Raw genomic sequence first — 25,025 nt, forward strand, 5'->3', positions numbered from 1 at the left:
AGCGAAATCCATGTCCGTAACCGACACGTCGGGCAGTCCGGATTTCCAGGGTGCCCTTCGTAGACTGCCGCGTCGAAGGCGACATGGACGACAGACTGAGTTGCAGCCGGGTCGAAGGAGCGCCTCACCTCACCGGATTGTCGCCCAGCGACGCCACGGTCTTCAGCGCGCCGTCGAGCATGTCGCCCTTCTCGTCCTTCAGCGCCGCTTCGCGCAGGCGCCGGATCCAGTCGGCGGCGTCCGGGTGGCCCTTGACCAAGTCGAGCGCCGACAGCACCCGGTCGAATTTCGACTGCGCGCGGGCGTGGGTGTCGCTGTAACCCTTGATCAGCCGGCGGCAGTTGAGGATCTCCGTACCAAGCGCGTAGTCTTGGCCGACTTGGCCCAGCGCCAGCGCATACCAGCGATCGAGATGCGCGGTCTCGACCTTGTGACGCAGCAGGCGGCGGCGCCAGCGGCGCAAGCCGCCGATGAACCACAAAGCGGCAAAGCCGGCGAAACTGTCGGTGCGGATGTGGCGGCCGCGATTGATGCGGCGGTCGAGAAAGGCGGCGAGCTTCGGCCGGTCCTCGATGTAGCTGCCGAGCCCGGCCGGCAGCGTGCCGCAGAATTCCTCGATGCGCGGATGGAAATATTCGGTCACCTGCAGGACTGAGCCTTGCTTGACACCGACTTCGCGGCGTACGCGCTGGTCGCGCGTCGAGCGTGTCTTCAGATCGGCGACGCGGATCATGTCGTCGTAGCACATGGCGTTGGCCAGATGCTTGGCCGCGGCGATCGACAGCACGTAGTCATGTTCGGCATTGTCCAGGACGACCGCCCGGTCGAGCCGGTCGAGATACTCGCCGCCATAGGCGACGTCCTGGTAGTCGACGACTTTTTTCAGGCCGCGAAGCGCCATGTCGTGCACGGGTAAAGGCAAAGCAGCGACGCGCGCCGCCAGTTGTTGCCAGCCCTTCAACAGGCTTTCCGGCCCGCTGACATTTGTCGCCGCGGCCGAGCGGGTTTCAGCGGCCGCCGGCTGTGCAGTCTTGTCGCCCGAAGGCGCACTCGCGATGGCGCGCGCCCGATCGTAGGCGGCGGCGAAGGCGGCGAGGCTTGCCTTGACGCCGCGGCCGCCGGCGCCGATGGCCTGCTCATAGCTCTCGCGTGTGAACGGCAAGGCATCGGACCCGGCCAGCGCACCGAGCAGGCTGGCCGAGATCATCGAGCCGTTATCGACGGCGATCTTCTCCATGTCGAAGGCGATGAAGCGCTTGGCCGCGGCTTCAGCCGTGGCGTGCACCTTCGAGGACGATGCGCGGCCGTCGCCGGGTTCGATCTTCTCGGAGACCGCTGCGATGCGGTGCGACGAGGCGATCAGCGTGGTGCGCTCCGGCGTGACGAACCCGCGGATGATGGCGCGGCCGGCTTCCATCAGTTCGGCGGCGATCAATATATCGACGTCGCCCTGCGACGGCGACAGCGCGAAGACCGGCAGCCGGCCGGTGTCGCGGCACATTTCGACATAGTAGATGGTGGCGCCGGTGCGCTGGGCGACGCCGGCAACCGAGGTCGATTGGGCGACGTAGCCGTTGCGCTCGGCGACGTCGGTGATCCAGTCGGCCAAAACGCCGCCGCCCTGGCCGCCAACCGCCAGCACGGCAAGCTTTATGATGCGCCCGTCGTCCAGCGCGCCGGCCTTGGAACGGGTTGATGGGACAGCGTCAAGCATCGGCGAATATCAGCCGCCGGCTTTCGCGGCGGCGCTGCAAGAGGCGGATCGTGGCGCGCCGCGCGGCTTCAAGCAAACGGTCCCAGCGGCTTGGATTATGCACCACGTCGGCTCTGTAGAAGGATGGGCACAGCACCGCCGCATCGGCAACCTCGCCACAATTGCCGCAGCCGACGCAGCTCTGGTCGATATGCGCCACCGGATCGTCGCGCAGCGGGTCATCGAGCGACTTCACCGACAGCGACGGACAGCCGGAGAGCCGCATGCAGGCATGGTCGCCGGTGCAGATGTCCTCGTCGACGCCGAATTTCGGCTTGACGACCCGCTCACCGCCCTTGATCGCCTTGTCGACCAAAGGCTTCTCGCGACGCTGGCGGTTGAGCATGCATTCGGACGAGGCGACGATGACTTTCGGGCCCTTCTCGTCCGTCGTCAGCGCCTCGCGCAGCGTGTCCTGCATCCTGGTCACATCATAGGTGCGGTCGATGTGGCGCAGCCATTTGACGCCCATGCCTTTCACCGCCTCGGTGATCGGATGCTTGGTCGACTTCGTCTTGTTGCCGGCGCGGGAGGAAAGGATATCCTGCCCTCCCGTCGCCGCCGAATAGAAATTATCGACGATGACGATGACGCCATCGTTCTTGTTGAACACGGCATTGCCGATCGAGGACGTCAGGCCGTTGTGCCAGAAGCCGCCGTCGCCGACGAAGGAGATCGAGCGGCGCTTGGCATCGGGCGAGTTGAACGCCGAGGCCGAGGCCGGCCCCAGCCCGTAGCCCATGGTGGTGGCACCGAGCTCGAAAGGCGGCATGATCGAGAACAAATGACAGCCGATGTCGGAGGCGATGTGGTGCTTGCCCAGCTCCTGCTCGACCAGCTTGGTGGCGGCGAAGATCGGCCGCTCCGGGCAGCCGACGCAGAAGCCGGGCGGCCGGCCCGGGACGACGTTGATCAGGTCGGCGGTGTCGAGCCCGTCGCCGATCTTGTTGGGCGCGCGGACCTCGCTTGGCAGCAGATGCGGGATGGTGGCACGCAGGAACGATCCGATGCCGTCGAGCATCACCTGGCCGGTATATTCGCCGGCCATAGGCAGATGTTCCTTGCCAACGAGCTTGGTGCCGCGGCCGGCCTTGTGCAGCATCGCGGCAAAGGCCTGTTCGATGTAGTTGGGCTGGCCTTCCTCGACGACGAGCACGGCGTCCTTGCCTTCGCAGAAGGACAGGAATTCGTCATCGACCAGCGGGTAGACGGCGTTCAGCACATAGAGCGGCACGTCGGTGTCGCCATAGGTGTCGGCGAGGCCGAGCCGCTGCAGCGCCCGGATGACCGAATTGTACATGCCGCCCTGCATGACGATGCCGACCGAGCCGTGCTCCGGGCCGAAAAACTCGTTGACCTTATTGGTACGGATGAAATCGACCGCCGCCGGCCAGCGTTTCTGCACCTTTTCTTTCTCGTGCAGGAAGGACGCGGGCGGCAGCACGATGCGGCCGGTGTCGCGGCGCGGCGCCTCGAGCGCATCGGCCACCGTCATCGCCGGGCGCTTGTTGTCCTTGGCGATGAAATGGCCGTGGACATGGCAGCAGCGAATGCGGACCTGCAGCATGACCGGCGTGTTGGAAACCTCGGACAGCTCGAAGCCGTCCTCCACCGTCTTGACGATCGACGGCAGGTTCGGGCGCGGGTCGAGCAGCCAGACCTGACTCTTCATGGCGAAGGCGTGGCTGCGCTCCTGCATGATCGAGGAGCCTTCGCCGTAATCCTCGCCGACGATGATCAATGCACCGCCGGTGACGCCGCCGGAAGCGAGATTGGCGAGCGCGTCGGAGGCGACATTGGTGCCGACCGTAGACTTGAAGGTGGCCGCGCCACGGATCGGATAGTGCACCGATGCCGCCAGCATGGCGGTGGCGGTGGCTTCCGAGGCGCTCGCCTCGAAATGCACGCCGAGCTCGCCCAGAATATCCTGCGCGTCGGCCAGCACGTCCATCAAATGGCTGATCGGTGCACCCTGATAGCCGCCGACATAGCCGACGCCGCATTGCAGCAGCGCCTTGGTGAGGGCGAGAATGCCTTCGCCGGAAAACTCCTCGCCGGCGCCGAGCCTGAGCTTTTCGACTTCCTTGGCAAAAGACCGTTCGGCCATTTTGGACTCCTTCCGTTGCCGCCGGGATCCGGCGGCGCGTAAGCTTAGATGTCGTGCTTGCGAATGTTCTTCAGCATCTTCTGCAATGTCGCGATCAGCGCCGCGTATTCGGCATCGTCGACATCGTCGAACATTGCCTCGAAAGCATCGTGCATGGCCGGCCAGGCGCGCGCGAACTCGGCGCGGCCATCGTCGGTCAGGAACACATGGCGGATACGGCTGTCGGTGACCCCCTGCTCGCGCCGAACAAACCCTTGCCCCTCCAGCGTGTCGAGCGTGCGGCTCAAGGTCGACTGCTCGATGACGGTATAGACCGAGAGATCGTTGACGGTGACGCCATCGGTGACCGACAACACGGCGAGCGTGCGCACCTGCGGAATGGTCAGGCCTTGCTTGCGGAAATTGTCGCGCAGCGTGGCGTTGTAGCGGCCCATGATGCGGTTCATCAGATAGGGCGCGAACTGCTGCAGGCCGATCTGGCCCAAAGTCGAGATGCGCTGGCGTTTTTCAACCTTCTGTTCCATCACAGCCTCCCCGCCACGAGAAAGCCGGAGCCGCCGCCCAAGCCAGCACCCGGATGGGTCGAGGCGCCGATGTGGTAGAGACCCCTGACCCCGGTTTCGTGATTGCGGCTCGTCTTGAGCGGCCGCCACAGAAACGACTGGTCGATGGTCGAGGAACCGCCATAGGGGTCGCCGCCGACCAGATTGATGTTCATCGCTTCCAGGTCAGCCGGCGAACAGGCGCGGCGCGCGATGACGCTGTTCTTGAACCCATCGATATGGCTGGCGAGGATCGCTTCGGCACGGTCGGCGTAGGCTTCGCGCAGCGCCTCGGTCCAGCGACCGTCTGCCGGTGTTTGCAGTTTGCCGGCGGCATCGCCCTTGATATGGCGTGGCGCCTCGGGCAGTTGCAGCCACAGGATCGCCTTGCCGTCCGGGCAGCGCGATGGGTCGAGCGCGTGCGGCTGGCCGACGCAGATGGTCGGCACCTCCGGCAGCATGCCGCGCACGGCTTCGTTGCAGGCCTTCGAGACGCCGTCGAGCCCCGGTGTCAGATGCAGCAGCGCGACCTTGTCCAGGCCCTCGCCGCGCCATGCCGGCGGCTTGTCCAAGGCGTAGTGGATCTGGAAATCGCCCTTGCCATAGCGGTATTTTTGCGCTGCCTCGACGTCGGCTTTCGGCGCCGCGTCGCCGAGCAGCCGCTCGTAGAGCTGGGTCGGCGTGACCGAGCAGATGACGCTCTTGTTCACGCTGATCGTTTCGCCCGAAGCCAGCCGCACGCCGGCGGCGCGGCCGCCGCTTTGGACGATGGCCGCGACGTCGGCGCCAGTGCGGATTTCGCCGCCACGTTCCCTGATCAGCGCTTCGAACGCGGACAGCAGATGCCTGGCACCGCCCTTGACGATCGGCGCGCCGGCCGCCTCAAGCGCGAAGGCGATGACCTTGGCGATCTGGCCGGAGAACGCGTCCTCAGGCCCGAGGCCGGCATGCAGCACCCAGGGCGCCCACAGCGCGCGCATGGTTTCCGACTGGTAAGTGCTTTCCAACCAACCGCGCGCTGGCACCAGCGCGCTGCCGAGAAAGGCGGCAAGGCCACGCGGGCCGCGCCGCCAGGCTTCGCCCGCGAGCAGCTTTGCCGTCGGGTAAGACCACAGGCTTCCGCCGAGCAGACCGAACAGCAGGCCAGCATTGCGCTCGATCTCGCCGACATCGCTGCGGTGCCGGTCGCCGTCGCCCGCGGCAAGCGCATTGGCCGCCGTGACATTGGCGATACGATCGGTGCGCAGGACGGCGTGGCTGCCGTCCGGGCGCAGCACGCCGGTCGGCGTGGAGGTGTTGCAAAACTCCAGGCCGTGCCGCGCCAGATCCTTGCCCAATGCCGCATAGGCCGGTGAGGTGATGAACAGGACGAAGGTCGTCGCCATCACGTCGTGGATGAAGCCGGGCGCGGTGATTTCTTCGGTGCGCATGCAGCCGCCGATGCGGTCGTTGCGCTCGAGCACCAGCACCTTCGCCCCCTTGCCGCCAAGCATCGCCGCGCAAACCAGCGCGTTGATGCCGCTTCCGACGATGATGTGATCGATATCGCTCATCGAGGGTTGCTCCTAACCGGCAGGAGTCCAATTGCAGAGATTGGCGCTCTACGGCGCCCCCCTCTGTCCTGCCGGACATCTCCCCCACTTGGGGGGAGATCGGCTGTCACCGCGGCCTTCGCCACTCTCCAACGCCGCAGGAATGAGCGAGGCGCCGAAACTGCCAATCTCCCCCCAAATGAGGGAGATGTCCGGCAGGACAGGGGAGGGCGCCGTAGAGTCGCAGCCTTGCAAGACTGCCGCTCCCAACCCGTCACCACAGCATTGCCTGCAAGCATGATCTTCTCCCGAAGACCGCCAGTTGCCCTATTGTCTCGGCACGAGCGCCAGTGCGCGGATCGGGCTGCCGGTGCCGTGCTCGATCTTGAGCGGTGCGGCGATCAGGATCGCGCCCTTCGGCGGCAGCCGGTCGAGGTTGCACAGGCTGGCGAGCCCATAGCGGTTGGCCTTGTGCATCAGGCTGTGCGCCGGGAATGGCGGCTCCATTCCCCCTGCTTTGCCAGCATCCGTGCCGATCGTCTCGCTGCCCCAGCCCTTGATGTCCTTGCTGATCAGATACTGGATGGCCTCGGCCGTCGGTCCGGGCGTGTGCGGTCCGGTCTCATTGGCGTTGAGGAACTCGGCTTCCGAGCCGTTGCGCTTGTACCAGTCGGTGCGCATCACCACCCATTCGCCCGCGTTGATAGCGCCATGTTCGGCTTCCCAGGCCTTGATGTGGTCGACGGTGAGCAGGAAGTCGTGATCGGCGGCGGCTTGCTTCGAGCAGTCGATGACATTGACCGGGCCGACGAAATTCTGAACCGGAATGGTGTCGGTGGCACCGTCCGGATAATCCTTGCCGGTGATCCAGTGCTGCGGCGCGTCGAAATGCGTGCCCGAGTGTTCGCCGAGCTTCAGCCAGTTCCAGGCCCACCACGGACCGTTCTTGTCATAGTGGGAGATGGCGTGGATCTCGACCTTCGGCGTGTCCACCGCCAGCTCCGGCGGCAGCTTGATCAGCGGCGTGTTGGGTCCGAGCGGCGCCGTCAGGTCGACCACCTGGATGGCGCCTGAAAGAAGCTGGCCGGCGACGTCGCCGAGGAGTTGTTGTGTGTCCATGGTCTCTGTTCCCTCTTTCTCAATGGTGCTGAAGGCTCTCGCGGCCCTTAATATCCTACTAGACGAAAACATATGCATCTGCAATTATCTTTAAGCATAAAGGAAATGGGACGGGGCGTGAGCGAGTTCGACGCCATATTTGTCGGGGCAGGCCACAACAGTCTGGCATGCGCCGCGCATCTGGCGTTCAAAGGCTGGAAAACAGCGGTTTTCGACCGCAATCCAACGATCGGCGGCGCCGTCCAGACGCGTGAATTCACGCTTCCAGGCTTCCGGCACGATTTCGGCGCAATGAATCTGGGCCTGTTCGCCGGCTCGGCCTTTCACAGGAAATATGCAAATGAATTGAAAACCCACGGGCTGGAATTCGTGCCGGTGGCCGACTGTTTTGCCAGCGCCTTCCCCGACGGTCGCTGGTTCGGCGTCAGCAGCGACCTGGAGAAGACCACTGGACGGATGACCGCCTTCTCCGCGACCGACGCAGCCACATGGCGCCGTCTGGTTGCGGCATTCCCGGCGGAGGCCGAGCATCTGTTCCGGCTGCTGGGCTCGCCGATGAGTGGGCGTGCGCTCGCCGGCACGGCCTGGAAGCTCTGGCGCAAGAAGGGTATTGGCGGCGCGCTCGATACCGGCCGATTACTGCTTTCCTCACCCCGCGCGTGGCTCGAGCAGACTTTCGAGTCACCGCATGTCAGGGCGACGCTGGCCACCTGGGGCATGCATCTCGATTTCGCGCCTGACATCGCTGGCGGCGCGGTATTTCCTTACCTCGAATCGATGGCCAACCAGTGCTTCGGCATGCTGCTCGGCAGAGGCGGCGCCGACACGATCATCCGCGCTTTGTCGGGCATGCTCACGGCAGCCGGCGGCAAGATCGTCACTGGGGCTGATGTCGCCGAGATCACGGTTTCGGCCGGCAAGGCGACCGGCGTGCGGCTCGCTTCCGGCGAGACTCACACCGCCACCAGGGCCGTCATCGCCGGTGTCGCACCCAAGGCGCTGACCGGGAAACTGTTGCCCAATGGATCGGGCGACGCCGGCTTCGACACGGCCATGAAAAAATTCCGCCACGCGCCGGGCACGATGATGATCCATCTGGCACTCGACGATTTGCCGGACTGGCGCGCCGGCGCCGAGCTTCGGCAGTTCGCCTATGTGCATCTCTCGCCGTCGCTCGACGCCATGTCGCGAACCTATCAGCAGGCGATGGCAGGCATGCTGCCGGAAGAGCCGGTGCTGGTCGTCGGCCAGCCGACCGCGGTCGATCCGTCGCGCGCGCCGGACGGCAAGCATGTGCTCTGGGTGCAGGTGCGCATGCTGCCGGCCGAGATTGTGGGCGATGCGGCGGGCATGATCGCGCCGGCCCACTGGGACGAGGCTAGGGAGCACTACGGCGAGCGCGTCCTCGACATTATAGAGCGCTATGCGCCCGGCCTTCGCCGGAAGATCCTCGGCCGCGCCGTGTTCTCGCCCATCGACCTCGAACGCGAGAATCCCAACCTGGTCGGCGGCGACCAGGTCTGCGGCAGCCATCATCTGGCGCAGAATTTCCTGTTCCGGCCGGCGCGCGGTTACGCCGGCTGGAACACGCCGATCGGCAATCTGCACCTGACCGGGGCGGCAACATGGCCGGGCGCCGGCACCGGTGCAGGCTCAGGTTTCATGCTCGCGCAACAACTTGGCGGGAGGTAAAGCCGTAATTTTCAACTAGGGTGAAGGAGGACAAGGCGCGGTTGCCCAAGGAGCCTGAACCCACGAAACGACAACGACACCGCGCATAAAAGCAACAGGGGAACGACCATGACAATCAACAGACGAGAATTGCTCGGATATGGCGCGGCCGCGCTTGGCGCCACGGCGCTCGGCCTGCCGCAAATCGCCAAGGCTGCCGGCGAACTGACTATCGCCTACAACGTCAACCTACCGTCCTGGGACCCGACCACCGGGCCTTCGGCGGTCAACCCGACCATCCAGGGTCTCTACCAATCGGTGTTCGACCAGTTCATCCCGCAGAAGCCGGACCTTTCTTTCGCGCCCGGCCTGCTCACCGAATGGGGCTGGAACGAGGATCGCAGCAAGATCATGATGACGGTGCGCGAGGGCGTCACCTGGCATGACGGTTCGCCATTCACGGCCGAAGACGTGGTCTGGTCGCTGCAGCGGGCGGGCGATGAAAAGACCGGCAACCCGATCCAGTTCGTCTGGAAGAACGTCAACAACTTCAAGATCGACGGCAACAAGATCACCGGCGACGTCGTGCAATTCGACCCGGTGTATTTCAAATGGATGTCGTTCCTCACCGGCTACATCATGCCGAAGGCCTATTACGAAAAGGTCGGCGCCGAGGGTTTTGAGAAAGCCCCGATCGGCACCGGGCCCTATATGGTCAACAAATTCGAGCGCAACGCCTTCCTGCGGCTCAAGGCCAACCCGAACTACTGGGGCGGCAAGCCGGCCTTCGAAAACGTAACCATCAAGTTCGTCACCGATGCGGCGAGCCGCGTCGCCGAGATCGAGTCCGGCTCCTCGCAGGTGACTCTCGAAATCCCCTATGAGGAATATGACCGCCTGATCGCCAAGGACGGACTTACCGGCTCATGCAAGAATGTTTCCGACATCGGCATGATCTTCTTCAACGACATCGACGTGATGCTGGACAAGAACGTGCGCCAGGCAGCGGTGATGGCGGTCGATAAAAAGCTTTTGGTCGACCGGCTGCTGCGCGGTTACGGCCAGCCCATCGATACGCTGGAGACGCCGGAATACGCCGCCTACGATGCGTCGATCAAAGCCGAGCATAACCCGGAAAAGGCCAAGGAATTGCTGGCCGCCTCCGGCTATTCGCCGGAAAAGCCGGTCAAGTTCACGATACAGACGACCAAGGGCTTCAAGCCCAAGGACTACGAGATGATCCAGGCGATCGTAGGCATGTGGCGCAAGGTCGGCATCGAGGCGACGATCGAGGTCTACGAGATCGCCAAGCACTATGAGTTGCGCGCCGCCGACAAGCTGGCGCCGGCCGCCTTCTACAATTGGGGCAACGCCATCGGCGACCCGACCACCTCGACCGGCTTTGCCATGTATGGCCCGAGCCCGCATTCGGTGTGGGACAGTCAGGATCTGATCGACATGATCAACCCGCTGTGGGGCGAGAAGGACGAGGCCAAGCGCATTGCCGGCTGGAAGGCCGTCGACAAGTACATTGCCGAGCAGGCCTATGTCCTGCCGCTGATCCAGTATGCGCAGCCGATCGTGCATGCCAAGGGCGTCAATGTCGTGCAGCATGTGTCGGGCGCGCTGTTGCCGGCGCTGATGAGCCCGGCCTGAGACAGTCTTCGGCTTGCCGCGCGCCGTCCGGAATGACGGCGCGCATTTTCTGTCACGGGCGACCATGCTGCTGCAAAGATTCCTGATCCGTCTTCTGACGATGGCGATCACGCTGTTCGGCGTGGCCGTCGTCGTCTTCGTCGTCATCCGTGTCGCGCCAGGCGATCCGATCGCGATGATGCTGCCGCCCGGTGCAACCGATGCCGACATCGCGCGTCTGCGCGCGCTTTACGGGCTGGACAAGACCATCGTCCAGCAATTTTTCATCTGGCTGGCAGGTGTCGTCAGGGGCGATTTCGGCACCTCGATTTCGCTCCGGCAGGATGTTCTGGGCCTGGTCCTCAACCGCCTGCCGGCGACGCTGGAACTCGCGATCGTCGCGCTCTTGATGGCGCTGGCAATCGGCGGCACGACGGCGATCCTCGGCGCGCGCGAACGCGGCACCGCAGTCGAGGCTGGCATCGACATCGCCAGCGGTGCGGCGCTCTCGATTCCCGATTTCCTGTGGGGTTTGGTGCTGATCCTTCTGTTCGGCGTGCTGGTGCCGGTTTTCGACATTTCCGGCCGGGTGTCGCCGCAGCTCGATCTGCCCTTCGTCACGCAGTTCTATTTGTTCGAGAGCATCGTGCGGCTGCGCTTCGACCTGACCAAGGACCTGCTGGCGCATATGCTGATGCCGGCCGTGGCTTTGGCGCTGCCACTCGCCGCAATCATCTCGCAGCTGCTGAAACAGTCGTTGAAGGAAGTGCTCGACCTCGACTATGTCGTGTTGGCGCGGGTAAAGGGCTTTTCGGAAACGCAGGTCATCCTGCGCGAGGCGTTGAAGAACGCCGCCCTGCCGACGCTCACTCTGGTCGGCGTGCAGTTCACCTTCCTGATCGGCGGCACGGTCATCGTCGAGCGGCTATTTTCCTATGAGGGTCTCGGCAACATGGCGATCGATGCCGTCATCAACCGCGACCTGCCGCTGATCCAGGGCATCGTGCTGGTGTTCGCGCTGTTGTTCGTGCTGATCAACCTCAGCGTGGACATGATATATGCGCTGCTTAATCCGAGGCTGCGCCGTGGATGAGGCCCGCATTTCAAGACATGGCTCGCGGGCACGCCTGTGGCTGGCCGGCGGTTGGCTGCTGATTGCGCTGCTGGCCGCGATTTTTGCGCCGTTGGTCGCGCCGCAGGACCCACTGGCGCAGGATTTGATGCTGGAGCGGCTGCCGCCGTTCTGGCTGAGCGATGCTGAGCCCGGCTACTGGCTCGGCACCGACAGCCTCGGCCGCGATCTTCTGTCACGGCTGATCTTCGGTGCCCGCATCGCCTTCATCGTCGCCTTCGCGGCAGCCCTTGCCGCCTGCCTGGTCGGCTCGACGCTGGGGCTGATCGCCGGCTATTTCGGCGGCTGGGCCGACCGCATCATCTCGCGTATCGTCGATGTCTGGATGGCGTTTCCCCCGGTGCTGTTTGCCATCCTTCTGGTCGCAGTGCTCGGCACCGGCTTGAGCTCGGTTATCATTGCCATTGCCGTCATCGACTGGACGCGCTTCTGCCGGGTGATCCGCGCCGAGACGATGGGCCAGTCGCGCATGGACTATGTCGAGAACGCCCGCATCGCCGGTTACGGCCGCATCGGCATCATGCTGCGCGAAGTGCTGCCCAATGTGGTGCCGTCGATCGTGGCGCTGCTGTCGCTGGAGATGGGCATTGCCGTCATCGTTGAGGCGATCCTGTCCTTCGTCAATCTGTCGATCTCGACCGACGACCCGACCTGGGGCGGCATCATCGCAGAGGGTCGCTTGTCGGTCCATCAGGCCTGGTGGGTGCTGGTGTTCCCGCTGGTCACCCTGATCCTTACGGTGCTGTCGTTCAGCCAGTTCGGCGAAGGTCTCAGGGCACGTTTCGATCCGGTGCTGCGATGAACGCGCTGGCGAAATCCTGCCTCGACATACGCGACCTTAGCGCGGTGCTGCCTAATGGCTTGCGCGTGTTGCGCTCGGTATCGCTTTCCGTTCAACCCGGCGAGGTCCGCGCGCTGGTCGGCGAGAGCGGCGCCGGCAAGACGATGATCGGCAAGGCGGTGCTCGGCGTGCTGCCACCCAGCGTGCGCATTGTCGAAGGCGACATGCTGCTCGAGGGCGAGGACCTCGGCAAGCTTCAGCCGAAGGCAAGGCGCCCGTTGATCGGCGCGCGCACCGCGCTGATCCCGCAGGACCCGCTGACCGCGCTCAATCCGTCACGGCGAATCGGCCCACAGATGACCGACCGGCTGGTGCGCATCCTCGGCTGGAGCGGTGAGAAGGCCGATACACGCATCCGCCAATTGCTGGACGAGGTGCAGATCCGCGACCCCGAGCGTGTCCTCAAATGCTATCCGCACGAGCTGTCCGGCGGCATGCGCCAGCGCGTGCTGATCGCCGCGGCGTTCGCAGCCGAACCAAGGCTGATCGTCGCCGACGAGCCGACCACGGCGCTCGACGTGACCGTGCAGAAGCAGATCTTGCGGCTGATCGCGCAATTGCAGCGCGAGCATGGTACGGCGATCCTGTTCGTTACCCACGATCTCGGCGTCGTCGCCAAGATAAGCCAGAAAGTTTCAGTGCTCTACGCCGGCAAGGTGGTGGAGGAGGCCGAGACGGCTGCTCTCTTCGCTGCCCCGCAGCACCCCTATACGCGGGCGCTGATGGCCGCGACGCCGCGCTACACCGATCCCCTCGCTTCGCTGAAACCCGTGGACGAGGCGGTACTGGCCGGGCTAGCCGCGGAGATCGCCGCCGCCGATCAGGCCTGGAGGCACCCGCATGGCTGAGCCGCTGTTTTCCGTGCGTGGGCTGAAGGTTGCCTTACCCGACATGACGCGCAAGCCGTTGTTTGGCCGCGCTCCGCTGGCCGAGATCCTGAAAGGCCTGGACTTCGATCTGCCCAGGGGATCGGTGACCGGCATCGTCGGCGAATCCGGGTCGGGGAAATCGACGCTCGGCCGCGCGCTGGTGCGTCTGCTGGAGCCCAGCGCCGGCAGCGTCAGCTTCGACGGCCGCGACATCACGCATCTGCCTGAGGCGGAGCTACGGCCCGTCCGCCGCGATCTGCAGATGATCTTCCAGGACCCGATGTCGTCGCTTAACCCACGCCGCACCATCGCCAGCATCATCGCCGCACCACTCAAACAGAATGGCCTCGGCGACAATCTGAAAGCCCGAGTTGCTGAAGCGCTTCAGCGCGTCGGCCTGCCTCAAGGCTTCGCCAGCCGCTATCGTCATGAATTGTCGGGCGGCCAGCGCCAGCGCGTCGGCATTGCCCGCGCGCTGGCGCTGTCGCCGAAATTCGTGCTGGCCGACGAAATCGTCTCAGGCCTCGACGTGTCGACGCAGGCACAGATCCTGACGCTGCTGGAAAAACTCGCCGCCGAGATGGGCCTGACCGTTGCGTTCATCAGCCATGACCTGTCAGTGATCCGGCGGCTCTGCCGGCAAGTGATCGTCATGCGCGAAGGCGCGATCGTCGAAGCCAGTGCGACGGATACTTTGTTCGAGAAGCCGCAGCAGGCTTACACGCGCGACCTCCTCGCCGCCATTCCGCTGCCCGAGATCGATGACGCCTGGCTGCTTCCCGCCGCAAAGGCGCCGGCATGAACACATTCCTACTCGCACGCCGAAGAGCGGGCCCCCGACGTGCGCCGACAAGTCAGCTCGCGAAACGGAGGAGAACTGGAATGAAATACGCAATCAGAAACACGATGCTTGCGGCCGCTCTGGCCGGCTCGATGGGAGCAGCCTCGGCTGATTCGATACCCGGCATGCGTGGCCACGACCACACCGGCGTCACCGTCCCCGACATGCAGCAGGCCGTCGAGTTTTTTATCAAGGTGGTCGGCTGCAAGAAGGCGATGTCGTTCGGCCCGTTCGCCGACGACAAGGGCACGTTCATGCAGGATCTGCTGGGCGTCGATCCTAGGGCAGTGATCGAGGAGATCACCCTGGTCCGCTGCGGACACGGGTCGAACATCGAGCTGTTCAAATACACCGCGCCGGACCAGAAGGACCTGACGCCTCGCAACAGCGACATAGGCGGCTTCCACATCGCCTTCTATGTCGACGATATCGCCGCCGCAAAAGCCTATCTTGACGGCAAAGGCGTCAAGACGCGGATGGGGCCGCTGCCGGTTACCGAAGGCCCGGCCGCCGGCCAGACCATCCTCTACTTCCAGGCGCCCTGGGGCTTGCAGTTGGAAGCGATCAGCTATCCCAATGGCATGGCCTATGAAAAAGATGCGGAGACGGTGCTGTGGAGCCCGAAGAACCCGGAGAAATAGCCCGGAGCTTCCCTGGCCAGCGCAAGCCGACTGCCGGCAAGCTTGGTTTCTGAGGCGGATTGTTTCAATCCTGAAACTTCAAGGTTGAATTAATCTGCTTCAGGCGTAAACTCGACAAACAGAAGCGAAGAGGAGATCGCACGATGAAAGTTGCGGTTCTCGGTGGCGGACCAGCCGGGCTCTACTTTGCAATCTCGCTGAAGCTCAGGGATGCCGCGCATGAGGTCACGGTATTCGAGCGCAACCGTGCCGATGATACGTTCGGCTGGGGCGTCGTGCTGTCGGCCGAAACGCTGGAGAACCTGACCAAAAACGACCCGGTCAGCGCCGTCTGGATCCGCAAGCATTTCGCCTATTGGGACGACATCGCCGTCATCCATGACCGCGTGCGAACGGTCTCGACCGGTCATGGCTTTTGCGGCATCGGCCGCAAGCGGCTGCTCACCCTGCTGCAACGGCGGGCGCGCGAGCTCGGCGTCAAGCTGGTCTTCGAAACCGACATCGCCGATCCAAAGCCGTTTATGGAGACGCACGACCTGGTTGTCGCCGCCGACGGGCTGAACTCGAAAGCGCGGGGCACCTTCGTCGACGTGTTCAAGCCCGATATCGACATCCGTAAATGCAAGTTCGTTTGGCTCGGCACCCACCAGAAATTCGACGACGCCTTCACGTTCATCTTCGAGAAAACCGAGCATGGTTGGGTGTGGGCGCATGCCTACCAGTTCGACAGCGATACCGCGACCTTCATCGTAGAATGCAGCGAGCAGACCTGGCAGCGCTTCGGCTTCGGCGCGATGTCGCAGCAGGAATCAATCGCCGTCTGCGAGCGCATCTTTGCCCGTCATCTCGGCGGCCACGCGCTGATGACCAACGCCAATCATATCCGCGGCTCGGCGTGGATCAATTTCCCGCGCGTCTTGTGCGAACGCTGGTCCTACAAGAACCTGGCGCTGATGGGCGACGCGGCGGCGAGCGCGCATTTCTCGATCGGTTCCGGCACCAAGCTGGCGCTGGAAAGCGCGGTGGCGCTGGCCGACTATGTCGAGTCCGAACCGGACCTCGAAGCAGCCTTCCGCAAATATGAGGACGCCCGCCGCACCGAAGTGCTGAAGCTGCAGTCGGCGGCGCGCAATTCGCTCGAATGGTTCGAAGAGGTCGAGCGCTATCTCGGCCTCGATCCGGTGCAGTTCAACTATTCGCTTTTGACGCGTTCGCAGCGCATCAGTCACGAGAATTTGCGGCTGCGCGATGCCGAATGGCTGGCCGGCGCCGAGGAATGGTTCCAGCGTCAGGCCGGCGCCGGCGGCAACAATCTGCGTCGCGCGCCGATGTTCGCGCCGTTCCGGCTGCGCGGCATGGCGCTGCAGAACCGCGTCGTCGTCTCGCCGATGGCGCAGTACAAAGCGGTCGACGGCTGTCCGACTGACTGGCATTTCGCCCATTACGCCGAACGGGCCAAGGGCGGCGCCGGTCTCCTCTACATCGAGATGACCTGCGTCAGCGCGGAGGGCCGCATCACGCCTGGCTGCCCCGGTTTCTATGCGCCCGAGCATGAGGTCGCCTGGAAGCGGCTGGTCGAGTTCGTCCATGCCGAAACCGAGGCCAAGATCTGCGCCCAGATCGGCCATTCCGGTGCCAAAGGGTCGACCAGGCTCGGCTGGCAGGGAACCGACGTGCCGCTGCCCTCAGGCAATTGGCCGGTCATGGCAGCCTCTTCCGTGCCGTGGTCGCCGGAAAACCAGGTGCCGAAGGCGATGGACCGCGCCGACATGGATATGGTGCGCGACCAGTTTGTCGCTTCGGCCGAGATGGCGGCGCGGTGCGGCTTCGACATGCTCGAAATCCACGCCGCGCACGGCTATCTCCTGTCCTCCTTCATCACGCCCTTGACCAACCGGCGCACCGACTCCTATGGCGGCTCGCTGGAAAACCGCATGCGCTATCCCTTGGAAATCTTTCATGCGGTGCGCGCCGCATGGCCGGCCGAGAAGCCGATCTCGATGCGCATATCCGCCAATGACTGGCTGGGTATCGAAGGCGTGACGCCGGCCGACGCCGTAGAGATCGCGCGGCTGCTGCATGAGGCCGGCGTAGACATCTGCGACGTATCGGCCGGCCAGACTTCGGCCGTGGCAAGACCGGTCTATGGCCGCATGTTCCAGACGCCGTTTTCCGATCGCATCCGCAACGAGGTCGGCATGGCGACGATGGCGGTCGGCAATATCTATGAGCCGGACCACGTCAACTCGATCCTGATGGCGGGCCGCGCCGATCTCGTCGCACTGGCTAGGCCGCATCTTGCCGATCCGTACTGGACACTGCACGCGGCCGTCACGCTTGGCGACCGCGGCGTCAAATGGCCGGATCCCTATCTGCCCGGCCGCGACCAGCTCTACCGGCTGGCCGAGCGCGAAGCGGCAGCGGGGTTGAAAGTATGAGTGCCGTGGCGATGATTTCGGGACGTCATGCGCTGGTCACCGGCGGCGGCTCCGGCGTCGGCCGCGCGATCGCGCTGGCGCTGGCCGGCGCGGGCATTAACGTGACCATCTGCGGCCGGCGCGTGGAGCCGCTTGCCGAGGTTGCCGCCGAGAACAAGCGCATCTTCGCAGTTGCCGCCGACGTCACCGACGAGGCATCGATGACGGCACTCTACGAGGCCGCGGAAGCGGCACACGGAGCGTTCGACATCGTCGTTGCCAATGCCGGAATGTCCGGCAGTGCTCCGGCGCAGCGGACCTCGCTGGCAGACTGGCAGCGCACGCTCGACGTCAACTTGACCGGTGCGTTCCTGACGGTGAAGCCGGCGCTGGCCGGCATGGCAGTGCGCAAGACTGGCCGTATCATCTTCGTCGCTTCCACCGCCGGACTGAAAGGCTATCCCTATGTCGCAGCTTACGTTGCCGCCAAGCATGGCGTCGTCGGCCTGATGCGGGCACTCGCCGTCGAGACCGCCAAGTCCGGCATAACAGTGAATGCCGTGTGCCCAGGGTTTGTCGAAACCGAGATGCTGGAGAGCACCGTCCAGCGCATCGTCCAAACGACCGGCCGCTCGTCCGAGCAGGCACGGACAAGCCTAGCCGCGACCAACCCGCAAGACCGCTTCATCCAGCCGGAGGAAATTGCGGCCGCGGTACTTTATCTGTGTGGCGACGCCGCCCGGTCGATTACCGGGCAGACGATTTCGATCTCCGGAGGTGAGACATGGTAGCCGGTCCCCTACCCGCCCCGTCCGGACCCGGCAAGGACCGCCTGCGGCTGTGGATTCGCCTGCTGCGCGCCTCGCGCACCATCGAGGCCGAACTGCGCGAACGACTGCGGCAAGAGTTCAACACAACGCTGCCACGCTTCGACGTGATGGCCGCGCTCTACCGCGCGCCGGAGGGCATGCTGATGAGCGATCTTTCGCGCTTCCTGCTGGTGTCCAACGGCAATGTCACCGGCATCATCGACCGGCTGGTCTCGGAAGGGCTGGTGATGCGGGCCCGACGCAATGGCGACCGCCGCACTTCGATGGTGCGGCTGACGGAAGAGGGATCGAAGACTTTCGCCGTGATCGCCGCCGCGCATGAAAAATGGGTCGGCGAGTTGCTGGGCAATGTGAGCGAGGACGAGGCGCGCCGGCTGACCGGCATGCTGACCTCCTTCCGCAGCAATTGGGAGGGACGGGAATGACGAAGCTGGCCGGCCGCAAGCCGAAGCATTTCCTCTGGCAGGTCGAAGGCAAGATCGCAAAGATCCGGCTCGATCGACCGGAGCGCAAGAACCCGCTGACCTTCGACGGCTATGCCGAATTGCGCGACATATTTCGCGACCTTGTCTACGCCGATGATGTCGATGCTGTGGTGTTCCTGCCCAATGGCGGCAATTTCTGCTCGGGCGGCGATGTCCACGAAATCATCGGCCCACTGGTCAAGATGGACATGAAGGCGCTGCTCGCCTTCACCCGCATGACCGGCGATTTCGTCAAGGCGATGCTGAATTGCGGCAAGCCGATTATTGCGGCGGTCGATGGCGTGGCGGTCGGCGCCGGCGCGATTATCGCCATGGCCTCCGATATTCGCATCGCCACGCCCCAGGCCAAGACAGCATTCCTGTTCACCCGCGTCGGCCTTGCCGGCTGCGACATGGGGGCCTGCGCGATCCTGCCGCGCATCATTGGCCAGGGCCGCGCCGCCGAGCTGCTCTATACCGGCCGCACGATGAGTGCCGAGGAAGGCGAGCGCTGGGGCTTCTACAACCGGCTGGTCGATACCGCAACGCTTGAGGCCGACGCGCTCGACATGGCCGCGCGCGTCGTTTCCGGCCCGACCTTCGCCCACGGCATGACCAAGACGCAGCTGAATCAGGAATGGTCGATGGGGCTTGACCAGGCTATCGAATCGGAAGCGCAGGCGCAGGCGATCTGCATGCAGACACGCGATTTCGAACGGGCGTACGAGGCTTTCGTCGCCAAGGAAAAGCCGGTGTTCGAGGGGAATTGAGGATGTTTTCTTCGATAAAGACCGACAGGTTCGCGGGACAGCGCCCCCCTCTGTCCTGCCGGACATCTCCCCCTCAAGGGGGGAGATCGACTTTGGTTCCCACCTTAGCCAATCGCAACCGCCGCAAGATGCGGGCGGACGCCGGAGCTGCCAATCTCCCCCCTAGAGGGGGAGACGGCCGGCAGGCCAGAGGGGGGCGCCGTAGAGCGCGAGGCCCGAAGCATAGCGGAGGCAGAAATGCCTGACCGCTCTTTCCTCAACTGGCCGTTCTTCGAGGACCGCCATCGTGAACTGGCCGAGCGGCTGGACGCATGGTGCTCCAAGACCCTGCCGGTCGCCCATGACGATGTCGACGCCGCTTGCCGCGAGCTGGTGGCCAAGCTCGGCCGGGACGGCTGGCTGAAGCCGACGGCGCTCGACACCGAAAACCCCTCGCCGCTCGACGTGCGCACGCTCTGCCTCACGCGCGAGACGCTGGCCCGGCATGATGGGCTGGCCGATTTCGCCTTCGCCATGCAAGGGCTCGGCACTGGCGCGCTCAGCCTGTTCGGCTCGCCCGACCAGCAGAGCTGGCTGGCGAAGACACGGGCCGGCAAGGCGATTTCGGCTTTCGCGCTGTCGGAGCCGCGCTCGGGCTCGGACGTCGCCAATATGGAAATGACGGCCATGCGTGACGGCGACAGCTATCTCCTATCCGGCGAAAAGACCTGGATCTCCAACGGCGGTATCGCTGACTTTTATGCTGTCTTTGCCCGCACCGGCGAAGCGCCCGGCGCCAAGGGGCTTTCCGCCTTTGTCGTGCCTTCCGACACCGAGGGGCTGATCGTTGCCGAGCGGCTGGAGGTGATCGCGCCGCACCCGCTCGCCCGGCTGTCCTTCGACAATGCACGCATTCCAGCCTCGGCGCTGATCGGCAAACCCGGTGACGGTTTTCGCATCGCCATGTCCGTGCTCGACGTGTTCCGTTCGACCGTCGGCGCAGCGGCGCTCGGCCTTGCCCGGCGCGCGCTGGACGAAAGCATCACAAGAGTGGCCGAGCGCAAGCTGTTCGGTGCACCGATGGCCGAGCTGCAGATGGTGCAGGGCCATATCGCCGACATGGCGCTGGATGTCGATGCCGCCGCCTTGCTGGTCTACCGCGCCGCCTGGACCAAGGACATGGGCGCGGCCCGGGTTACCCGCGAAGCCGCCATGGCCAAGCTGTTCGCTACCGACAAAGCGCAGGAGGTGATCGACAAGGCTGTACAGCTGCATGGCGGCGACGGCGTCCGCAAGGGCCATATCGTCGAAAGACTGTATCGCGAGATCCGGGCACTGCGCATCTACGAGGGAGCGTCCGACGTGCAGAAGGTGGTGATTGCACGGCAGGTGATGGGGGCGGCCTGAGACGGAGTTGTGTGGAAGAATTGATTGTCTTTGAGTTTTAAGCGACCGGATTTGAGCATTGGGAGGTTTTGACATGCACACCATCCTGCAGCCGGAAGGCTGGGCGAAACCCGTCGGCTACGCCAATGGCGTCGCCGCGCGTGGACAGCTTGTCTTCGTCGGCGGGCAGGTCGGCTGGAACGGACAGGGCCGCTTCGAGACGGATGATCTTGTCGGCCAGGTGCGGCAGACGCTGGCCAATATTGTCGCCGTGCTCGCCGAGGCCGGCGCCACGCCTGAGCATATCACCTCGATGACCTGGTACTTTACCGACAAGGCGGAATATCTGGCCAATCTCAAGGGGATCGGCGAGGCCTATCGCGAGGTGATCGGCCGGCATTTTCCGGCGATGGCCGCTATCCAGGTGATGGCGCTTGTCGAGGACCGCGCCAAGGTTGAGATCCAGGCCACGGCGGTTATTCCGGAGTGACGGCAACACGCGGCAAATTTTTTAAGCTTAAAACTTTCGCCTTGAAAAGCGCGGTACTTTGGATAGCATCCGATCTTACGACTGCCGTGCCGGGAGGGCTTTCCGGCAGTCCGGTCACTTGGCGTATCAAAGCCGTGCGGGGCCAACCCGTCCGATCACAACCAGAGGGAACGAAAATGAACTTCACCCGTCGCAACCTGCTGCTTCTTGCTGCCGCCATCGGCATCGCCGGCGGCCCGGCCTATGCCGAAGGCACGCTGAATGTCGGCGCCTATCCGACCAATCCGCCTTTTGAATACAAGAACGAGAGCGGCACGTTCGAGGGTTTCGAAGTCGACATCATCAATGAGGCGGCAAAGCGTATCGGCATGACCACTGATATCGCCGACCTCGGTTTCCAGGCGCTGTTCGCCGCCACCACCTCGAAGCGCATCGACGTCGCCATCTCGTCGATCACCATCACGCCGGAGCGGCTGAAGTCGCAGTCGTTCACGCAGCCCTACTATGATTCCGACATGGGCATCGCCGCGAAGGCCGACAGCCCAATCAAAGCCGAGGCCGACCTCAAGGGCAAGATCGTCGGCGTGCTGTCCGGCTCGACCGGCGAAGCCTGGGTCAAGGCCCACCAGGAAGCGGACGGGTTCAGTGACGTCAAAGGCTACGACACGCAGCAGAATTTGCTGCTCGACCTCAGCTCCGGCCGCGTCGATGCGGCGGTCAGCGATATTCCGGGCCTGGAATATTCTTTCACCAGGATGAAGGATCTCGCCGTAAAAGAGCGCATCAAGACCGGCGAGCAGTACGGTCTGATGATGACCAAGGACCACCCGCTGCTCGGCAAGCTGAACGACGCGCTGACCGCGATGAAGAAGGACGGCACGCTGGCCGCGATCCACAAGAAGTGGTTCGGCAGCGACGCACCGGCCGATTCCTCGACCGTCAAGGACATGCCTATGCCGAAGGCCTGAGCGGCAGTTCGCGCTTAAATGTCGTGCCGGCTTTCGTGCCGGCACGATTTCGGATTTCGGGCTCGGGCTCGAGCGTCGCGGGACGCCAAACGTTTCGGGAATGCTGCGATGTCGCTGCTGGACACCTTCTTCAACGCCGACGTCATGGTCTCCAGCCTGCCGGCGCTGCTGCGCGGTTTCCTGAACACCCTGCTGCTTGGAATCATGAGCATCGGCATCGGTATTCCCGTCGGCCTCGCGATCAGCCTAGTGCGGCTCTATGCGCCAAAGCCGCTTCGGCTGCTGGCTGTCGGCTACATCGACATTTTCCGGGCGATGCCGGTGCTGGTGGTGCTGATCCTGATCTACTATGCGCTGCCGTTCCTCGGCATTCGCCTGTCATCGTGGACTTCCGCGGTGATGGCCTTCGCCATCATCATGGCGGCCTATTCGGCCGAGGTGTTCCGCTCCGGCATAGAGAGCATTCCGCGCGGCCAGTTCGAGGCGGCGCAGGCGCTCGGCCTGCCGTTCTTGCTGACCTTGCGCAAGGTAGTGCTGCCGCAGGCGATCCGCGTCGTCATTCCGCCAATGACCAGCAATTGCGTGTCGATGTTCAAGGACACCTCGCTCGCCTCCACGGTAGCATTGCCTGAACTGCTGAAGGAAGCGACCAACGCGCAATCGCTCTATGCCAATCCCTCACCGCTGATCGGCGCGGCGCTGGTCTATCTGATCTTTCTCTGGCCGATGGTCCGACTCGTCAGCCTCCTGGAACGCCGCTTCCAGACCGAAAAGACCCGCTGAGGTCGCCAACGATTTCCGTCCGCCAATTCCCCGAATATCAACTTCCGTTAGGCACTTCGCAGGAGACGAGCTTGAACCAGCATCAGATTTCGAAAACCGGCGATGCCGCAGCTTTCCCGGTCGAGACGATCCGCGCCATGTTTCCCGCCTTGCAGCAAGCCGGAGACTTCGTCTTCATGGACAATGCCGCCGGCGCGCAGATCCCGCAAAGCGTGCTCGATGCGGTCACCAACCATTTGGTCGCGCATAATGTGCAGCGCGGCGGCCGCTATGGCCGCAGCGTCACCGTCGATCAAGCAGTGGCCGGCGCGCGCGAAAGCGTGGCCTTGCTGATCAACGCTACCAACCCGGCGGAGATCTGCTTCGGCATGAACGCCACTTCGTTCATCCGCCTGGTCAGCCTCGGCATCGGCCAGATGCTTTCCGAGCGCCCAAACGGGGAGCGTGACGAGATCGTCATCACCGACATGGATCACGACGCTAATATCGCGACGTGGCTGGCGCTGGCGCCCGCCGGCGCCAAGTTCAAATGGTGGCGGATGCGCGAGGACGGCAATCTGCATGTCGACGATTTGCGCCCGCTGGTCTCAGAGCGCACCCGGCTCGTCGCCTGCACGGTGACGGCGCATTCGATCGGCTCGATTGTCGACGTTGCTTCCGTGGCTAGGATTGCGCATGCGGCAGGCGCCGAAGTGTTCCTAGACTGCGTGCATTACGGCCCGCACGGGTTGATCGATGTGCAGGCCTGGGATTGCGATTATCTGGTCTGCTCCGGCTACAAGAATTTCTCGCCGCATATGGGCTTCCTGTGGGGCCGCTTCGAAACACTGAAGCGCTTGCCGACCTTCCGCGAGGATTTCATCCCCGACGAGCCGCCTTACAAGATCGAGGCCGGTACCTTCATTTACGAGAACGTCTCCGGCATGGATGCCGCGGTGCGCTATCTCGAGTCGATCGGCCGCAATTTCTTGTCCGAGAATAACCGGTCGCGTCGCGACAACATCGTCGCCGGCATGAATGCCATCCGCGATTACGAGCAGGTGCTGGCGCGCGAAATGCTGGCGGTGCTCAAGGGTTGCGGCGCGACGATCTATGGTGTCGCCGACGAAGCACGCCTCAGCGAGCGCGTGCCGACTTTCTGTTTCAACATCGGCACGCTGTCGCCGCAGAGGATCGTCGAGGAAATGGCCGAGATGCAGATCGGCATTCGCGACGGCCATATGTATGCGCCGCGCCTGATGAAGCGGCTCAACTTAAGCATGGACAGCGGCGCCGTCCGCGCCTCGCTGGTGCATTACAATACGATTGAGGAAGTTCGGCGTTTCGGCGAGGCGCTGCGTACCGTCATCGCCCGGCTGTCCTGATCGGGCTGTCCGGCTGCGCTTGCGCCGTTCTGGTGGAGCGCGAAAGCGGTTGCACCCGGGCTCTCCAGGCCGGGGCGCAACTGCATGCTTGGGATCAGGTAATCGCCGCCATTCTGCTGCCGATAAGGAATGGGCCGGATTGTCTCGAGCGTCCGCATCCTCTCGCGCAGCCGCTCCGCGACAGGCTCGAAATCGGCTTCCCCAAAACGGTCCACCCTGTAAACCACGAACGGCGGAAGCACGTCGTAGCCCGGATAATAGAGAATTCCGTGATTGATCGGGAACAGCACGTCGTCGATCGGGCCGTTGACGCCGCGGGCAGAATAATGCTCCTCCCAGCCGCCGGTGGTCACGATCAGCATTGCGCGCTTGCCGGCGAGCGTTCCCTCACCAAAGCGGTCACCCCACCGCTTGTCGCTGTGCTCGCCAACGCCATAGGCGAAGCCGTAGGCGTACACGCGATCGACCCAGCCCTTGAGGATCGCCGGCATGGCGTACCACCACAGCGGGAACTGGAGGATCAGGGTGTCGGCCCATAGCAGCTTGTCGATCTCGGCTTTGACGTCATCGGTCAGAGTGCCGCTCGCAAAAGCTTTTTTGGAGGCGCCGGCCGGCAGGAAACGTGCTTCCGGCGGCCACGACGGAAAGTCGGCACGGTCCACCTCGGATTTCCAGCCATCGGCATAGAGGTCGGACACCCGCACCTCGTGGCCCTGGGCCTGGAGTTCCCTGATGGCGACGTCACGCAGCGCGCCGTTGAGCGAACGCGGCTCAGGATGAGCAAAAACAAGCAGGACTTTCATGGGTCTACTCCGAAGAAGGACGATAGACACCAAAGATAGCCAGCCGCGGGCGGATCCACTATATGTAGGAAATGTATAAGATTATGCC

Annotated in this window: 22 protein-coding genes; 16 read left to right on the forward strand and 6 right to left on the reverse strand. The window is 63.9% G+C overall.

The window, feature by feature from the left end; translation table 11 throughout:
• Positions 1–124: 124 nt before the first annotated feature.
• The 5 genes from NKJ12_RS09610 to NKJ12_RS09630 all read right to left on the reverse strand — a co-directional run bounded on the left by NKJ12_RS09610 (position 125) and on the right by NKJ12_RS09630 (position 7,053).
• Positions 125–1,714 (reverse strand): indolepyruvate oxidoreductase subunit beta family protein, encoded by a 1,590-nt coding sequence (locus NKJ12_RS09610; RefSeq protein ID WP_352702381.1) that lies wholly within the window; start codon positions 1,712–1,714, stop codon positions 125–127.
• Positions 1,707–3,860 (reverse strand): thiamine pyrophosphate-dependent enzyme, encoded by a 2,154-nt coding sequence (locus tag NKJ12_RS09615; protein WP_352702384.1) that lies wholly within the window; start codon positions 3,858–3,860, stop codon positions 1,707–1,709. Before NKJ12_RS09615 ends, NKJ12_RS09610 begins: the two co-directional genes overlap by 8 nt.
• Positions 3,861–3,904: 44 nt before the next feature.
• Positions 3,905–4,384, reverse strand: coding sequence for a MarR family winged helix-turn-helix transcriptional regulator (locus NKJ12_RS09620; RefSeq protein ID WP_352455076.1), 480 nt, complete (start codon positions 4,382–4,384; stop codon positions 3,905–3,907).
• Positions 4,384–5,955, reverse strand: a complete 1,572-nt coding sequence (locus NKJ12_RS09625) for a phytoene desaturase family protein (protein ID WP_352702386.1) — start codon at positions 5,953–5,955, stop codon at positions 4,384–4,386. The genes NKJ12_RS09620 and NKJ12_RS09625 overlap by 1 nt, the downstream gene beginning before the upstream one ends.
• Before the next feature lie 306 nt (positions 5,956–6,261).
• The gene (locus tag NKJ12_RS09630; RefSeq protein ID WP_254816222.1) at positions 6,262–7,053 is read right to left on the reverse strand and encodes a cyclase family protein; all 792 of its coding nucleotides are present in this window, start codon (positions 7,051–7,053) and stop codon (positions 6,262–6,264) included.
• Between the two features lie 117 nt (positions 7,054–7,170).
• On the opposite strand from NKJ12_RS09630, the gene NKJ12_RS09635 reads away from it, so the two are divergent.
• From NKJ12_RS09635 to NKJ12_RS09710, 16 genes are all read left to right on the forward strand, one after another.
• Positions 7,171–8,745 carry a phytoene desaturase family protein gene (locus tag NKJ12_RS09635; RefSeq protein ID WP_352702387.1) on the forward strand — a complete coding sequence of 525 codons (1,575 nt, stop codon included), beginning with the start codon at positions 7,171–7,173 and terminating at the stop codon, positions 8,743–8,745.
• Positions 8,746–8,853: 108 nt separating this feature from the next.
• Entirely contained in the window at positions 8,854–10,380 is a 1,527-nt protein-coding gene (locus tag NKJ12_RS09640; RefSeq protein WP_352702389.1) for an ABC transporter substrate-binding protein, read from the forward strand.
• Positions 10,381–10,444: 64 nt separating this feature from the next.
• Positions 10,445–11,452, forward strand: coding sequence for an ABC transporter permease (locus NKJ12_RS09645; RefSeq protein ID WP_352506097.1), 1,008 nt, complete (start codon positions 10,445–10,447; stop codon positions 11,450–11,452).
• A complete protein-coding gene (locus NKJ12_RS09650) occupies positions 11,445–12,293 on the forward strand; it encodes an ABC transporter permease (protein WP_352506096.1) in 849 nt (282 codons plus the stop codon). The genes NKJ12_RS09645 and NKJ12_RS09650 overlap by 8 nt, the downstream gene beginning before the upstream one ends.
• Positions 12,290–13,180: an ABC transporter ATP-binding protein gene (locus NKJ12_RS09655; RefSeq protein WP_352506095.1), complete on the forward strand. Its 891-nt coding sequence runs from the start codon at positions 12,290–12,292 to the stop codon at positions 13,178–13,180. Before NKJ12_RS09650 ends, NKJ12_RS09655 begins: the two co-directional genes overlap by 4 nt.
• Entirely contained in the window at positions 13,173–14,003 is an 831-nt protein-coding gene (locus tag NKJ12_RS09660) for an ATP-binding cassette domain-containing protein (RefSeq protein ID WP_352506094.1), read from the forward strand. Before NKJ12_RS09655 ends, NKJ12_RS09660 begins: the two co-directional genes overlap by 8 nt.
• An 80-nt stretch (positions 14,004–14,083) precedes the next feature.
• The gene (locus NKJ12_RS09665; protein ID WP_352506093.1) at positions 14,084–14,683 is read left to right on the forward strand and encodes a VOC family protein; all 600 of its coding nucleotides are present in this window, start codon (positions 14,084–14,086) and stop codon (positions 14,681–14,683) included.
• 143 nt (positions 14,684–14,826) lie between these two features.
• Entirely contained in the window at positions 14,827–17,121 is a 2,295-nt protein-coding gene (locus tag NKJ12_RS09670) for a bifunctional salicylyl-CoA 5-hydroxylase/oxidoreductase (RefSeq protein WP_352506092.1), read from the forward strand.
• The gene (locus NKJ12_RS09675) at positions 17,118–17,891 is read left to right on the forward strand and encodes an SDR family NAD(P)-dependent oxidoreductase (protein WP_352506091.1); all 774 of its coding nucleotides are present in this window, start codon (positions 17,118–17,120) and stop codon (positions 17,889–17,891) included. The genes NKJ12_RS09670 and NKJ12_RS09675 overlap by 4 nt, the downstream gene beginning before the upstream one ends.
• Positions 17,885–18,355: a MarR family winged helix-turn-helix transcriptional regulator gene (locus NKJ12_RS09680; RefSeq protein WP_254816232.1), complete on the forward strand. Its 471-nt coding sequence runs from the start codon at positions 17,885–17,887 to the stop codon at positions 18,353–18,355. The genes NKJ12_RS09675 and NKJ12_RS09680 overlap by 7 nt, the downstream gene beginning before the upstream one ends.
• The gene (locus NKJ12_RS09685) at positions 18,352–19,164 is read left to right on the forward strand and encodes an enoyl-CoA hydratase family protein (RefSeq protein WP_352506090.1); all 813 of its coding nucleotides are present in this window, start codon (positions 18,352–18,354) and stop codon (positions 19,162–19,164) included. The genes NKJ12_RS09680 and NKJ12_RS09685 overlap by 4 nt, the downstream gene beginning before the upstream one ends.
• Positions 19,165–19,401: 237 nt before the next feature.
• Complete coding sequence (locus NKJ12_RS09690) at positions 19,402–20,550, forward strand: acyl-CoA dehydrogenase family protein (RefSeq protein ID WP_352506089.1); 1,149 nt, start codon at positions 19,402–19,404, stop codon at positions 20,548–20,550.
• Positions 20,551–20,623: 73 nt separating this feature from the next.
• Positions 20,624–21,019 (forward strand): RidA family protein, encoded by a 396-nt coding sequence (locus NKJ12_RS09695; protein WP_352506088.1) that lies wholly within the window; start codon positions 20,624–20,626, stop codon positions 21,017–21,019.
• A 176-nt stretch (positions 21,020–21,195) separates the two neighbouring features.
• Positions 21,196–21,987 carry an ABC transporter substrate-binding protein gene (locus tag NKJ12_RS09700; RefSeq protein ID WP_352506087.1) on the forward strand — a complete coding sequence of 264 codons (792 nt, stop codon included), beginning with the start codon at positions 21,196–21,198 and terminating at the stop codon, positions 21,985–21,987.
• A 108-nt stretch (positions 21,988–22,095) separates the two neighbouring features.
• Positions 22,096–22,770, forward strand: coding sequence for an amino acid ABC transporter permease (locus NKJ12_RS09705; RefSeq protein ID WP_292656040.1), 675 nt, complete (start codon positions 22,096–22,098; stop codon positions 22,768–22,770).
• Positions 22,771–22,841: 71 nt separating this feature from the next.
• The gene (locus tag NKJ12_RS09710; protein ID WP_352506086.1) at positions 22,842–24,134 is read left to right on the forward strand and encodes a cysteine desulfurase-like protein; all 1,293 of its coding nucleotides are present in this window, start codon (positions 22,842–22,844) and stop codon (positions 24,132–24,134) included.
• Here the strand turns inward: NKJ12_RS09710 and NKJ12_RS09715 are convergent.
• Positions 24,065–24,937: an NAD(P)H-dependent oxidoreductase gene (locus NKJ12_RS09715; RefSeq protein WP_352506085.1), complete on the reverse strand. Its 873-nt coding sequence runs from the start codon at positions 24,935–24,937 to the stop codon at positions 24,065–24,067. The genes NKJ12_RS09710 and NKJ12_RS09715 overlap by 70 nt on opposite strands.
• Positions 24,938–25,025 lie beyond the last annotated feature (88 nt).

Source organism: Mesorhizobium sp. M0195 (assembly GCF_040322115.1).
Lineage (GTDB): Bacteria > Pseudomonadota > Alphaproteobacteria > Rhizobiales > Rhizobiaceae > Mesorhizobium.

Bases quoted from the DNA above. Each gene is read 5' to 3' on its own strand.
- NKJ12_RS09610 (WP_352702381.1), bottom strand. From the start codon at position 1,714: ATGCTTGACGCTGTCCCATCAACCCGTTCCAAGGCCGGCGCGCTGGAC.
- NKJ12_RS09615 (WP_352702384.1), bottom strand. From the start codon at position 3,860: ATGGCCGAACGGTCTTTTGCCAAGGAAGTCGAAAAGCTCAGGCTCGGC.
- NKJ12_RS09620 (WP_352455076.1), bottom strand. From the start codon at position 4,384: ATGGAACAGAAGGTTGAAAAACGCCAGCGCATCTCGACTTTGGGCCAG.
- NKJ12_RS09625 (WP_352702386.1), bottom strand. From the start codon at position 5,955: ATGAGCGATATCGATCACATCATCGTCGGAAGCGGCATCAACGCGCTG.
- NKJ12_RS09630 (WP_254816222.1), bottom strand. From the start codon at position 7,053: ATGGACACACAACAACTCCTCGGCGACGTCGCCGGCCAGCTTCTTTCA.
- NKJ12_RS09640 (WP_352702389.1), top strand. From the start codon at position 8,854: ATGACAATCAACAGACGAGAATTGCTCGGATATGGCGCGGCCGCGCTT.
- NKJ12_RS09645 (WP_352506097.1), top strand. From the start codon at position 10,445: ATGCTGCTGCAAAGATTCCTGATCCGTCTTCTGACGATGGCGATCACG.
- NKJ12_RS09655 (WP_352506095.1), top strand. From the start codon at position 12,290: ATGAACGCGCTGGCGAAATCCTGCCTCGACATACGCGACCTTAGCGCG.
- NKJ12_RS09660 (WP_352506094.1), top strand. From the start codon at position 13,173: ATGGCTGAGCCGCTGTTTTCCGTGCGTGGGCTGAAGGTTGCCTTACCC.
- NKJ12_RS09665 (WP_352506093.1), top strand. From the start codon at position 14,084: ATGAAATACGCAATCAGAAACACGATGCTTGCGGCCGCTCTGGCCGGC.
- NKJ12_RS09670 (WP_352506092.1), top strand. From the start codon at position 14,827: ATGAAAGTTGCGGTTCTCGGTGGCGGACCAGCCGGGCTCTACTTTGCA.
- NKJ12_RS09675 (WP_352506091.1), top strand. From the start codon at position 17,118: ATGAGTGCCGTGGCGATGATTTCGGGACGTCATGCGCTGGTCACCGGC.
- NKJ12_RS09680 (WP_254816232.1), top strand. From the start codon at position 17,885: ATGGTAGCCGGTCCCCTACCCGCCCCGTCCGGACCCGGCAAGGACCGC.
- NKJ12_RS09685 (WP_352506090.1), top strand. From the start codon at position 18,352: ATGACGAAGCTGGCCGGCCGCAAGCCGAAGCATTTCCTCTGGCAGGTC.
- NKJ12_RS09690 (WP_352506089.1), top strand. From the start codon at position 19,402: ATGCCTGACCGCTCTTTCCTCAACTGGCCGTTCTTCGAGGACCGCCAT.
- NKJ12_RS09695 (WP_352506088.1), top strand. From the start codon at position 20,624: ATGCACACCATCCTGCAGCCGGAAGGCTGGGCGAAACCCGTCGGCTAC.
- NKJ12_RS09700 (WP_352506087.1), top strand. From the start codon at position 21,196: ATGAACTTCACCCGTCGCAACCTGCTGCTTCTTGCTGCCGCCATCGGC.
- NKJ12_RS09705 (WP_292656040.1), top strand. From the start codon at position 22,096: ATGTCGCTGCTGGACACCTTCTTCAACGCCGACGTCATGGTCTCCAGC.
- NKJ12_RS09715 (WP_352506085.1), bottom strand. From the start codon at position 24,937: ATGAAAGTCCTGCTTGTTTTTGCTCATCCTGAGCCGCGTTCGCTCAAC.